We start from the raw sequence: 11,980 nt of genomic DNA, 5'->3' as shown, positions 1-11,980 counted from the left end.
TGCGACCAAACAAGGGGATATGCAATGGCAGCCGGATACCTCACCACCCATGTCCTCGACACCGCGCGCGGGGTGCCTGCCGCTGGCATAAAAATTGCGCTCTACCGGGTGAGCGGCAACAGCCACAAGAAAATCGCCGAGGCCGAAACCAACGCCGACGGCCGCACCGACAGCCCGATCCTGCCCCAAGGCAAGATGGACCAAGGGCAATACGAGCTGATCTTCTTCTGCGGCGATTATCTCGACCGGCACGGGCTATCGACGGATGAGGTCAAGTTTCTCGACCAGGTGCCAATCCGCTTCGGGATCACGGACGCCGAGGCGCACTACCACGTACCACTTCTGCTCTCACCCTACGGCTATTCCACCTATCGCGGCAGTTGACGAAGCGGGCGCGTGCAATACCTGCCGGGCATGACAGACACGCGCCCACCCGTTGACATCACAATGACCGCGACCGAGTTCGACCGCTGGTACTGGCCGGTCGAAGCGCTCAAGGAGTTCTGCGCGGGGCTCGAGATCGCCGCCACCGGGACCAAGGCCATCCTTCGGGATCGCGTTGCCGCCGCCCTGTCCGGCGCACCCTTGCCAAAGGCACCAAGGCGCGGCGGAACAAGCAGCTTCAACTGGGCCAAGGCAAAGCTCACGCCAGACACGGTGATCACAGACAATGTCTCTTTCGGCCCGAATGTCCGGGGATACTTCAAATCGGTGATCGGCCCGAAATTCTCCTGCCACAGCGATTTCATGGACTGGATGCGCGCCAATGCGGGGGCCACGCTCGCAGACGCAGAACAGGCATGGCGCACATTTGAGGCACGCAAGGATGACCCGACCTTCCGGCGTGAGATCGCGACCTGCAACAACTACCTGCAATACCTGCGCGACGCCCGCGACACGCATCCCGACCTGACACTGGATCAGGCCAAGGCCTGCTGGGACGCCAAGAAAATCCAACCCGCCCCCGGCGGTTACGTCCACTTCGAAACGGGCGACCTGACCGCCCTCAACAGCGAAGACACCGGACCGGTGGATGAGCGCCCACGCGCATTAACTTCTCGCTGACCTTTCCCACCGCACGCACCGTTAACCCGTCAAAATCCCCCCATACGATGCCGAAGGGGTGCACAGGGGGTGTACGGACGGTGCACAGGGGGTGACAGCGCCATTTCCCAGCAAAATAAGGGGTTAACGCGGCAATGTGTGACGTTGCGGCAGATCGCGCCGTTAACTGTTGCGCGTACGGTGGGGCCCCGCGACCGCGGCAACGCCCAGAATGATCCCTGATACGGTCGCAATCATCCCCGCCGCACTGACCGACGCACCGGCCCCGATCCACAGCGGGCCGTACCCCGCCAGCACATATCCCAGCACCGCCGCCAAGGCCGCAAACAGGCATGACCACGCCACCTGATGCCCAAGCCGGTTCGTCATCATCCGCGCCGCCGCAGGCGGACAAATGAACATCGCGATAACGATGATCGACCCCACCGCGTCAAAGGCCGCAACAGCCGCAATCGCCGACATGATCACCAGCGCCAGCCCCAGCGGCCCGGTGCGAATGCCCAGCCCACGGGCAAAGTCTTCATCAAACGTCGACAGCGCCAAAGGTCGCCAAAAGAGCCATAGAAACAAGGCAATAACGATCAGCGCCAGCACCATCCGCGACAGCTCGACCGGCAGTCCTGCCAGCGCCACAGGATCCAGCAAAGACGCCCAACCCGTCGCATCCAGCCAGATCAAACTCTCAAGATTGCCATAGAGCGCATGTTCCACATCCAGGTGCACATTCGACGTATCCGACTGCTCCAACAGCAGCACACCACCCGCAAACATGGCCGTGAAAATCACCCCCATCGCAGCGCCAGATTCAATCCGCCCCAGCCGCCGCACAGCCTCAATCGCAACCACCGCAATCACCGCCGCACCAGCAGCGCCCAGCAGCATAGGCCCAGTCGCCACAAGCCCCGTCAGCAGGAACGCTACCACGATCCCCGGCAACACCACATGGCTGATCGCATCCCCGATCAGCGCCTGCCGACGCAGCAACAAAAAATTCCCCGGCAGCGCGCAAGCAATGGCGACCAACACCCCGATCACCATCGGGGGCAGGGACAGGGCAACGAACTCGGCCCCCATCACGCAACGACCTCTGGCGCACTGATTTTAGCATCAATTTCAAACAGTTGATCTGGCGTCAAAACTGTCTCAATCGGCGTCAAACCGTCATACCGCGTTGCCGCCAAGGCATAGGCCTGATCCCCCCGCACAATCGCCCACCGCGTCTCGTCAAGCAGCGCCTTTGACGCCGCCGCCTGCCCCTCAGCCGTGGGCACACCGTCGGGCAAGATCAGCCCCGCACGGGTCAACAAACGCTGCGTCAGCGCCTCGTAAATCGGCTGCCCTTGCGCGAGCGCCAGCAGCCCTTGTCGCACATGCACCCGGCGCTGGTAGCGCAGGTGGGTCAGGACAGATGCCAGCACGCCACGCCGTGGCGAAAACAGCAAAGAAAACAGAAAGATGCCAAAGCCCACAAGTACAACAATCGGCCCTGTCGGCAGCGCAGGCGCAGTTGCAGAAACCGCCGCGCCCACATAGCCGGACAGCCCCCCAACAACGCCCGCAATGATCACCACATGATCTGCCCGCTCCGTCCAGAACCGGGCCGTCACTGCAGGGACGATCAGCAAGGCAACAATCAGGATCAGCCCCACCACCTTCAGCCCCACAACCGTGACCACCAGCACGATCCCCATCATCGCCAGATCAATGCGGGGCAGCGACCACCCGGTCGCCTCGGCATAGCCGGGATCAAAGGCGGCCAGCGCCAGTGGTCGGCGCAGGATCAGGACCAGGGCCAGAACCGCCGCCGCAGACACCGCCAGCAGGATCGCATCGCTGCGCAACATGCCCGCAGTCGAGCCAAGCAGGAACCCTTCGAGCCCCGCCTGACGGCCCGCATTCATGGTCTGGATCACGGTCAGCATGACCACGCCAAAACCGAAAAACACTGATAAAACAGCACCAATAGCCGCATCTTCACCCAGCCGCGTCCGCCGGGTCAGCCAATGCACACATAAGAGCCCAATGGCCGCCGAAACGCCCGCTCCGAGAAGAAGACCAAAGAGGGATCGCCCCTCGCCCCCCATCGCCACCATCACGACAAAGGCAAGGCCAACGCCGGGCAAAGTGGCATGGGAAATCGCGTCGCTGACAAGCGCACGCTTTCGCAAAAACAGGAAGGTGCCCGCAACGCCAGAGGCGACGCCCAAAAGCCCCGCCCCAATCGCCACAAGCGTCGCGTTATAGCCAAGCTGCAACAGCAGCGCATCGGCCAGCATGGCTTAGCCCGCCACGCTTTCCGGGTCCGCCCGAGCTGTGGTCAGACGACCGCCATAGGCGGCGTTCAGGTTCTCTTCGGTAAATGTGTCAGCGACCGGTCCGGCAGCAACGACTTGGGTGTTCAACAGCACCACATCGTCGAAATAATCCGGCACCGTGGCCAGGTCGTGATGCACTGCCAAAACAGTCTTGCCCGCATCGCGAAGCCCTTGAAGAACCGCGACAATCGCCTTTTCCGTGGCCGCATCCACGCCCGCAAAAGGTTCGTCCAGAACGTAGATATCGGCCTGCTGCGCAAGGGCGCGGGCCAGGAACACCCGTTGCTGCTGGCCACCGGACAATTGCCCGATCTGGCGATGCGCAAAGTGGGTCATGCCAACCCGGTCAAGGCAATCACGGGCCAGGGCGCGGTGGCGGCCACGTATGCGGCCCAGCAGACCAAGCCGCCGGTACATCCCCATCATGACAACGTCGATGACGCGCACCGGGAAATCCCAGTCCACGCTGGTCCGCTGCGGCACATAGGCGATGCGGTCGCGCATGTCCGCCATCGCTCCGCCAAAGACCGTGACCAACCCCGCCAGTGGCGTGATCACCCCAAGCGCCGCCTTGAGCAGCGTCGACTTGCCAGCCCCGTTCGGACCGACAATCGCGGTCATCGCACCGGTCCGCAGGGTCATATCGACCGAGAAAATCGCAGGCGTCTGGCCATAGGAAACAGTCATCCCACGCACGGCCAGCGGGCTTGCAGCCCGCACAGCCTGATCTGTGTCATGGTCGGTGACGAGGGTCAGATTCATGCAGCAGCCCTTAGCTTGCCAAGGCGCCCGCCAGCAGGCGCATCCACACCCAGCGCCCGGGCGATGGTGGTGACATTGTGGTCAATCATCCCAAGCCAGGTGCCTTCATATGTACCGTCCGGCCCCATCGCGTCGCTAAAGAGCGACCCACCGATCTGAACCTCATGGCCCTGCGCCGCGGCCCCTTCGACCAGCGCGCGAATGTTGCGGTCGGACACCGAGGTTTCCACAAAGACGGCAGGCAATTGGCGCTCCACCAGGAAATCGACAAGCGTGCTGATCCGGTTCAAACCCGCTTCACTTTCAGTCGAGATGCCCTGAATGCCCATCACTTCAAACCCGTAGGCCGAGCCGAAGTACCCAAAGGCGTCATGCGCCGTCAGCAGAACGCGCCGCTCAGCCGGCACACTGGTCAACAGATCAGCCGAATATGCCGACAGGGCCTGCGCCTCTTCCTTGAACGCGGCGGCGTTCGCCTCGAACTGCGCGCGCGCCTCGGGGCGCAGCTCTGCCAGCGCATCGACCACGGCGGGGACGCACTGCACCCACAGCTCGGGATCCATCCAGATATGGGGATCGAAGCGGCCCTCGTAATCCTCGTGCGCGACCAGCAGGTCGGGGTTCACGGTCTCTGCGATGGCGTGGACGGGTTTCGTTTGCCCGAGGTCGAGCAGGAAGTCTTCCATCTGCGCCTCAAGGTACAAGCCATGCCACATGACGGCATCGGCGCGCGTCATGGCAACGATGTCGCTACGGGTCTGGCGATAGGCATGCGGGTCCACGCCCGCGCCCATCAGCCCGGTGACAGACACCTGATCGCCTCCAATGTTCCGCACCAGATCGGCAATCATGCCAGTCGTCGAAACAATGTTCAGGGGTGAGGATGCGGCATAGGCCGGTGCGGCGACCAATGCGCCAAGACCAGCAAGAACTGCACGACGGGACGGGGCGAATGCGGGTATCTGTGTCATGCGTTTGAATATGAGAACCATTCGCAAGAAGTCAATGGAATGCGAGTGACTCGCAATAACATTTTCGCGCGCAGCGGATGGATCAGTCCATTCTGATCAAAAACCGGGCACCTAGACCGTCTTCAAGCAACTCAATCCGCCCGCCGCGGGCCTGCACCAGGCTGCGCACGATACTCAGCCCCATTCCGGTCCCACCTTGTGCGCGGCGGGTGGTGAAAAACGGGTCAAAGATGCGGTCACGGTTGCCCGCACTGACACCGGGCCCGTTATCCGCGATTTCAAGCGCGTCGCGCACGACTGCAAGCGTCATCTCTGTCGCGCCATGAGCATGCGCATTGCCCGCAAGCTGAGTGAGTATGGTGCGTAAATCATCTGCACTCAGTCCCACAACTCCGTCCGTGACAACGGTTACGTTCAGCGGGGCCTTCAGGTCCTCCACAACATCCGACACGCGCGACGCGCCCGGCCCGGACGACGTCGCCGCCTGCGCGTGCCGTGTCAGGTCATCGAGCAGGGTCTGCATCCGGGCAGATGCCTCTTTGATGGTGGTGTTCAGCGCGCCTGCATCGGCAGGAGCAACCCCGCCCTCCAGCAACTCTGCCGCACCTCGAATTGCAGTCAGCGGCGACTTCAGCTCGTGTGTCACATGGTTGGCATAGGCTTGCAGGGTATCCGCGCGACTTTGCAGGCTCTCGCTCATCCCCATGACGCTAGTGGCAAGTGTCGTGAACTCGGGCGTGCCGAAATGCACGGGCGCCTCCGGGCGGGTTCCGGAACGGACGGCGCGCGCATATCGGTCCAGCATCCAGACGGGGCGCAGCACCAGCCGCCACAACAGAAAGGCCAGGACAACCGTCGACACGACGGCAATACCAACGACAATCGCCGCCGCTTCGCCCCAGCCCAGCACATTGCCCCACAGGCGCAGGTTCACGATGCCAATCAGTGGCATAGCCAGAACAGCCACAAGCGTACCGCCCAGGACAAAGGCCAAGGGCGGGCGCCACTTCCTTACGATCCCGCGCATGGACCCATCCGAATGCCGACGCCGTGCACCGTTTCAATCGCGTCAGCGCAACCCGCCTCTGCCAGCTTGGCCCGCAGGTTGCGTAAATGACTGTCGAGCGTCCGATCGCTGACCACAGCGCCGCCATAGACAGCATCGACCAACGCAGGCCGCGCCGCGACATGATTGGGCCGCGCCATCAGATGCGCCAAGATCTCCATCTCGCGCGCAGTCAGGGTCAGCGACTTGCCCGCCACCTCGCACAGATGCCGAGACGGGTCGAGACGCAGCACACCTCGCGCCAGATCAGGCTTTGATCCGGAGCGCGCGCGCTTCAGAATTGCACCGATCCGCGCCACCAACTCGCGCGGGGAAAAGGGTTTGGTCACATAGTCGTCGCCACCCAGCTCGAACCCCAGAACGCGATCAATCTCATCCTCACGCGCGGTCAGAAACAACACCGGGGTATCATCGCTCTGGCGGAGCGCACGGCACAGTGCGAGGCCATCCATCTCGGGCAATCCAATGTCCAGAACGATCAGGTCGTAGCGCCCCGTGCGCGCCTTGGTCAGCCCCTCGGCCCCATCGCCAGCCTCGTCCACCGCATGGCCTGCCTGCTGCAGGGCGACGCGCAGGACCGACCGGATGTGCGGGTCATCGTCGATCACCAGAAGGTGCATTTGCGTCATGGAACGGCGGCCTCGGTCGTCATGGCGCGCAGGCTATTGCGCGTGCGCCAGTTGCGAAAGCCCCATTCGCGCCAGTCCGCAGGCTCGAACACTTCCGGCATGTCGTAGAACGAAACACAGGCTGCCCGCCAACTTGGGCCGTAGGTGGCAGCCATGGCGGGGATCACATCCTCCGACGACCGGCACAGCAGGGCTAGGTCCGGCGCGTCCGCGACAGACAGATTGTGCGCCGCAACCCGGCCATCGAAACTGTAGAACGCGCAGGCATAGAGTACAGCAGCCCCCAACGCCCCACTGCGCAGCATCATCCAGCTTGCCGGTTTGTCTTTCCAGATCTGCCAAACAACCAGCCCCAGACCAATCGCCACCAGCCACATCCAGATATGCGCCGCGATGCGCAGGCGCGTGAGGCCAAAGGCATCGACATACAAGTCCAGCCGCCACATCGACGCCACCACCAGCGCCATGGTCTGTGTCAGCCACAACAGCATCAGTCCACGCAACATGGGCTTGCCCGCCAGAAACGGCTGCGCCACGACAGCAAACAGCCCGGCCAGCAGGGCAGTGGCAAGCAAGGGGTAAGCGCCGCGATGCGCATAGGTCGCCGGGCTGATCCCATCCGGCAGGGTCGCGTCGCCATAAAGAAACAGCACGTCCATGCCGGTTTGCACGGCAAACAGCAGGTTGAACGCCACAAGCGACCGCGCAACAGAACCCGCATTCACAAGACCCGGACGACGCACAGTCATCCGCACCGGCTTACGTGCCCGCAGGCGTTCCCGCATCCGGTAAGTCACCAGTGCGGGCCAGATCGCAGCAGACAAAACACCCCAGAACCAGACACGCCCCCATTCGGGGCCTGATACATCCAGCGAAAGCACATCGGCCACCCAGCGATCCAGAACCGGGTTGGCCGCCAGAATGAGAACGGCGAACAACGCGCTCGCAGCCACCGGAACCACCCAAGTCAGCGCGATGTTGCGCATGTCAGACCGAGCAAGGCTCAGCTCACCAACACTCCTGACGCACCCTGCACCGTCCGACACGGATTGCACCGGCGCCACCCACCAAAGCCGCGCCGCACCACGCAGCACATCCGCGCGCGACAGACCCGCAACCGCCGCCATGCAAAGTGACAGCCCGACCAGTGCAATCAGCACGGACAAGGGCTGCACCAACTCGACCAGCGGCAACAGGCTCAGAACGCCGCCCATTGCGACCGCGAAGCGCGCCCGCACGGACAGACGTGGCCAAGCCAGGCCAAGCCCCACCATCAGAACAACACCTGCGAATAGCGCCAAGTTGATCCCCGGTGCTGTATCCCAAACCAGCACATCGCCCAGAGCAATCAGCGCCACCAGCAGCAGTGCCTTGCCACCGTCCCGCCTACGCGCAGCCTGCCGTCGGCGCACGGGATCGACGGGATCATCCAGCCACCACCCGTCCTGCTGCATCCTGACCGGCACACCCGGTATCACATTCGCCTGCATCGCTCTGCCCCTTTCGCTGCTTTGCTTTGGGATCGGTATGATAGCCGCCTGTGCACATCCTCGGCGGCGTTTGTGCAGGGATTGTGCAGAGCGCATGTGGTTGCCAAACGGTGCGGCACATGCCACTTCGTAGGCCTGTCTCTGTCCGCGAGGATCCCGACCATGCAGACCACGACCACCGCCACCACAACGACAAACGCGCAATTGCCGCAGGTCACCGAACCGCGCAATCCGGGCACCAAACTCGATCTCGATTGGGTCGCGCGGGTACAGGCCAACACGTCAGCCATCGAACGGCGCTGCGCGACGCTGCCGGGCCGTCGGTCGATCAAGAAAGACCACCAGGCGGCGTGGCTCTTGAAGGCGATCAGCTGCATCGATCTGACGACCCTGTCGGGCGATGACACGGAACGACGGGTCCAGCGGCTCTGCGCCAAGGCGCGCCAACCGGTCCGGGCCGAGATGCTGGATGCCCTCGGCATGCCCGACCTGACCACGGGCGCTGTCTGCGTTTATCACGAGATGATCCCAGCGGCGGTGTCGGCACTGAAGGGCACCGGCATCCCCGTGGCGGCTGTCTCCACCGGCTTTCCCGCCGGGCTCTCGCCCTTCCACCTCCGCATCCAGGAAATCCGCGAAAGCGTCGCGGCAGGTGCCGAAGAAATCGACATCGTCATCTCTCGCCGCCACGTGCTGAGCGGCAACTGGCAAGCGCTCTACGATGAGATGGCGGAAATGCGCGAAGCTTGCGGTGAGGCGCATGTCAAAGCCATCCTCGCCACCGGAGAGCTCGGCAGCCTGCGCAACGTCGCCCGCACCTCGCTGGTCTGCATGATGGCGGGTGCCGACTTCATCAAGACCTCCACCGGCAAGGAAAGCGTAAACGCGACCCTGCCGGTGACGCTGGTGATGATCCGCGCCATCCGGGACTATTTCGAACACACCGGCTACCGCGTCGGTTACAAACCCGCAGGCGGGATTTCCAAAGCCAAGGACGCGCTGGTCTACCTATCGCTGATCAAGGAAGAACTTGGCGACCGCTGGTTGCAACCGGACCTGTTCCGCTTCGGTGCCTCGTCCCTGCTCGGCGATATCGAGCGGCAATTGGAACACCACCTGACCGGCGCCTATTCCGCCGGGTACCGCCACGCGATCGGCTGACCGGAATTTTAAGAAAAATTCCGGACCGTTTTCTGCGCCAGAAAACGGCACCCGGATGACACGAAGGACGACATCATGACCGTCAAGGAAATCTTCGAAACCATGGACTACGGCACCGCCCCCGAAGCCGCCGGAGACGCGCTGGCCTGGATCGTGGACCAAGGCGCCGCCTTCGGCCACTTCATCAACGGTCAGTTCACAGATCCCACCAAGGAGTTCGAGAGCAAGAACCCTGCCACCGGCGAAGTGCTGGCTAACATGTCGCAAGCCAGCCAAGCCGATGTCGACGCAGCCGTCAAAGCCGCCCGCGCAGCGCAGCCCAAATGGGCCAAATCCGGCGGCCATGCCCGCGCTCGCGTCCTCTACGCCATTGCCCGGCTGCTCCAAAAACACAGCCGTCTCTTTGCCGTGCTCGAAACACTCGACAACGGCAAACCCATCCGCGAGAGCCGCGACATCGACGTGCCCCTCGCCCAGCGTCACTTCTACTATCACGCAGGCATGGCCCAGCTCATGGACGCCGAACTGCCCGACCGCGAGGCGCTTGGCGTCTGCGGCCAGATCATCCCGTGGAATTTCCCCCTACTTATGCTCGCATGGAAGATCGCCCCCGCCCTCGCCATGGGAAACACCGTGGTGCTGAAGCCTGCAGAATACACATCCCTGACGGCCCTCCTCTTCGCAGACATCTGCCGCCAGGCAGGTGTGCCCAAAGGCGTGGTGAACATCGTCACCGGCGATGGTGCCGTGGGCGAAATGATCGTGAACGCCGACGTAGACAAGATCGCCTTCACCGGCTCCACTACTGTGGGCCGCCGCATCCGCGAGGCCACAGCTGGCACAGGCAAGGCGCTGACGCTCGAACTCGGTGGCAAATCCCCCTACATCGTCTTCGACGACGCCGACCTCGACAGCGCGGTCGAGGGGCTGGTGGATGCCATCTGGTTCAACCAGGGCCAGGTCTGCTGCGCAGGCTCCCGCCTCCTGGTGCATGAACCCGTAGCCGACGCCTTCTATGCCAAACTCCGCGCGCGCATGGACAAGCTGCGCATCGGCGACCCGCTGGACAAATCCATCGACGTGGGCGCCGTCGTCGACCCTGTACAACTCGACACCATCACCCGCATGGTCAGCGACAACACCGCAGGCGACACCTACCAAAGCCAAACCGCGCTGCCTGCCCAGGGCTGCTACTACCCCCCAACCCTGATCACCGGCCTGAACACCGCCGACCCGCTGATGCAGGAGGAAATCTTCGGCCCCGTCCTCGTCTCCACCACCTTCCGCACCCCGGCTGAAGCGGTCGAACTGGCCAACAACACGCGCTACGGGCTGGCAGCCACGCTCTGGACCGAAAACGTGAACTTGGCGCTCGACGTGGCACCCAAACTAGCGGCAGGCGTCGTCTGGGTGAATGCCACCAACCTCTTTGACGCGGCCGCCGGATTTGGCGGCGTGCGCGAAAGCGGCTTCGGACGCGAGGGGGGCTGGGAAGGGCTGCGCGCCTACACCAAGCCCAAGGGCGCGGCCAAAGCACTGAAACCTATCAGCGCGTTCACAGGCGAAGACACCCCCACAGACCCGCTCGACCGCACGGCGAAACTCTACATCGGCGGCAAGCAAGCACGCCCTGACAGCGGTTATTCCCGCAACGTCTACGGCAAGAATGGCGCGCTTCTGGGCCAAACCAGCCTCGCCAACCGCAAGGACGTCCGCAACGCGGTCGAAGCCGCAGCGGCGGCCAAAGGCTGGGCCAAAACCACCGGCCACCTGCGCGCACAAATCCTCTACTACATCGCCGAAAACCTCGCTGCCCGCGCCGGTGAATTCGCAAACCGGCTGAACACGCTTCAGGGCGGGCGCTCCGGCCAACAGGAAGTCGAAGCCACAATCCAACGCCTCTTCACCTATGCCGCTTGGGCCGACAAGTTTGACGGCGCGGCCAAGGGCGTCCCAATCCGCGGCGTAGCACTCGCCATGAACGAACCCAAGGGCATCATTGCGGGCCTCTGCCCGGACGAGGCGCCGCTGTTGGGCCTCGTCTCACTCATGGCACCTGCCATCGCTATGGGCAACCGCGTGGTGCTGGCCGCATCACAGCCCTTCCCACTCGCCGCCACGGATTTCTACCAGGTGCTCGAAACCTCCGACGTGCCCGCTGGCGTGGTCAACATCCTGACAGGCGATCACAAAGACCTCGCCTCACACATGGCCAAGCACCTGAATGTAGACGCCATCTGGTCCTTCTCCGGCAGCGACCTGTCAGCCACCGTAGAACGCGAAGCCGCGGGCAACCTCAAACGCACCTGGGTCAACCACGGCAAGGCACGTGACTGGATGGGACCGGATGGCGAAGGCAAAGCCTTCCTGCAAGCCACCACAGAGGTCAAAACCATCTGGATCCCCTACGGCGAATAACGCCACAGGGTCCCTCTTCCCTGTTTCAAAAAAATCCTCGGGGGAGCTCGAGGGGGCAGACAGCCCCCTCGTCAGAAAAAATAGATCGCGTGTGCGCAAGCAC

Annotated in this window: 11 protein-coding genes; 4 read left to right on the top strand and 7 right to left on the bottom strand. The window is 63.2% G+C overall.

Going from position 1 to position 11,980, the window contains the following annotated elements; all coding sequences use genetic code 11:
* Positions 1–24: 24 nt before the first annotated feature.
* Both uraH and RA29_RS21875 read left to right on the top strand, forming a co-directional pair.
* Positions 25–384: a hydroxyisourate hydrolase gene (gene uraH / locus RA29_RS10200; RefSeq protein ID WP_039685456.1), complete on the top strand. Its 360-nt coding sequence runs from the start codon at positions 25–27 to the stop codon at positions 382–384.
* 63 nt (positions 385–447) lie between these two features.
* Positions 448–1,065, top strand: coding sequence for a DUF6434 domain-containing protein (locus RA29_RS21875; protein WP_193743510.1), 618 nt, complete (start codon positions 448–450; stop codon positions 1,063–1,065).
* A 162-nt stretch (positions 1,066–1,227) separates the two neighbouring features.
* On the opposite strand, the gene RA29_RS10190 is transcribed toward RA29_RS21875, so the two are convergent.
* The 7 genes from RA29_RS10190 to RA29_RS10160 all read right to left on the bottom strand — a co-directional run bounded on the left by RA29_RS10190 (position 1,228) and on the right by RA29_RS10160 (position 8,298).
* Positions 1,228–2,142: a metal ABC transporter permease gene (locus RA29_RS10190; RefSeq protein WP_039685452.1), complete on the bottom strand. Its 915-nt coding sequence runs from the start codon at positions 2,140–2,142 to the stop codon at positions 1,228–1,230.
* Positions 2,139–3,341 (bottom strand): iron chelate uptake ABC transporter family permease subunit, encoded by a 1,203-nt coding sequence (locus RA29_RS10185; RefSeq protein ID WP_039685450.1) that lies wholly within the window; start codon positions 3,339–3,341, stop codon positions 2,139–2,141. The genes RA29_RS10190 and RA29_RS10185 overlap by 4 nt, the downstream gene beginning before the upstream one ends.
* Positions 3,342–3,344: 3 nt before the next feature.
* On the bottom strand, positions 3,345–4,142 hold the full coding sequence (locus RA29_RS10180) for a metal ABC transporter ATP-binding protein (protein WP_039685448.1): 798 nt from the start codon (positions 4,140–4,142) through the stop codon (positions 3,345–3,347).
* Positions 4,139–5,113 carry a zinc ABC transporter substrate-binding protein gene (locus tag RA29_RS10175; protein WP_039685984.1) on the bottom strand — a complete coding sequence of 325 codons (975 nt, stop codon included), beginning with the start codon at positions 5,111–5,113 and terminating at the stop codon, positions 4,139–4,141. Before RA29_RS10175 ends, RA29_RS10180 begins: the two co-directional genes overlap by 4 nt.
* Positions 5,114–5,195: 82 nt before the next feature.
* On the bottom strand, positions 5,196–6,140 hold the full coding sequence (locus RA29_RS10170) for a HAMP domain-containing sensor histidine kinase (protein ID WP_039685446.1): 945 nt from the start codon (positions 6,138–6,140) through the stop codon (positions 5,196–5,198).
* On the bottom strand, positions 6,125–6,808 hold the full coding sequence (locus tag RA29_RS10165; RefSeq protein WP_039685444.1) for a response regulator transcription factor: 684 nt from the start codon (positions 6,806–6,808) through the stop codon (positions 6,125–6,127). Before RA29_RS10165 ends, RA29_RS10170 begins: the two co-directional genes overlap by 16 nt.
* On the bottom strand, positions 6,805–8,298 hold the full coding sequence (locus tag RA29_RS10160) for a DUF4173 domain-containing protein (RefSeq protein ID WP_193743509.1): 1,494 nt from the start codon (positions 8,296–8,298) through the stop codon (positions 6,805–6,807). Before RA29_RS10160 ends, RA29_RS10165 begins: the two co-directional genes overlap by 4 nt.
* A gap of 162 nt (positions 8,299–8,460) precedes the next feature.
* Between RA29_RS10160 and deoC the strand changes: the two genes are divergently transcribed.
* Together deoC and RA29_RS10150 are read left to right on the top strand one after the other, a co-directional pair.
* Positions 8,461–9,459: a deoxyribose-phosphate aldolase gene (deoC, locus tag RA29_RS10155; protein WP_039685440.1), complete on the top strand. Its 999-nt coding sequence runs from the start codon at positions 8,461–8,463 to the stop codon at positions 9,457–9,459.
* Between the two features lie 75 nt (positions 9,460–9,534).
* The gene (locus RA29_RS10150) at positions 9,535–11,877 is read left to right on the top strand and encodes an aldehyde dehydrogenase family protein (protein ID WP_039685438.1); all 2,343 of its coding nucleotides are present in this window, start codon (positions 9,535–9,537) and stop codon (positions 11,875–11,877) included.
* Positions 11,878–11,980: the final 103 nt, after the last annotated feature.

It is taken from the genome of Tateyamaria sp. ANG-S1 (assembly GCF_000814025.1).
GTDB lineage: Bacteria > Pseudomonadota > Alphaproteobacteria > Rhodobacterales > Rhodobacteraceae > Tateyamaria.
The sequence above is the reverse complement of the archived record's forward strand: the minus strand, read 5'-3'. Positions and strand labels throughout refer to the sequence as shown.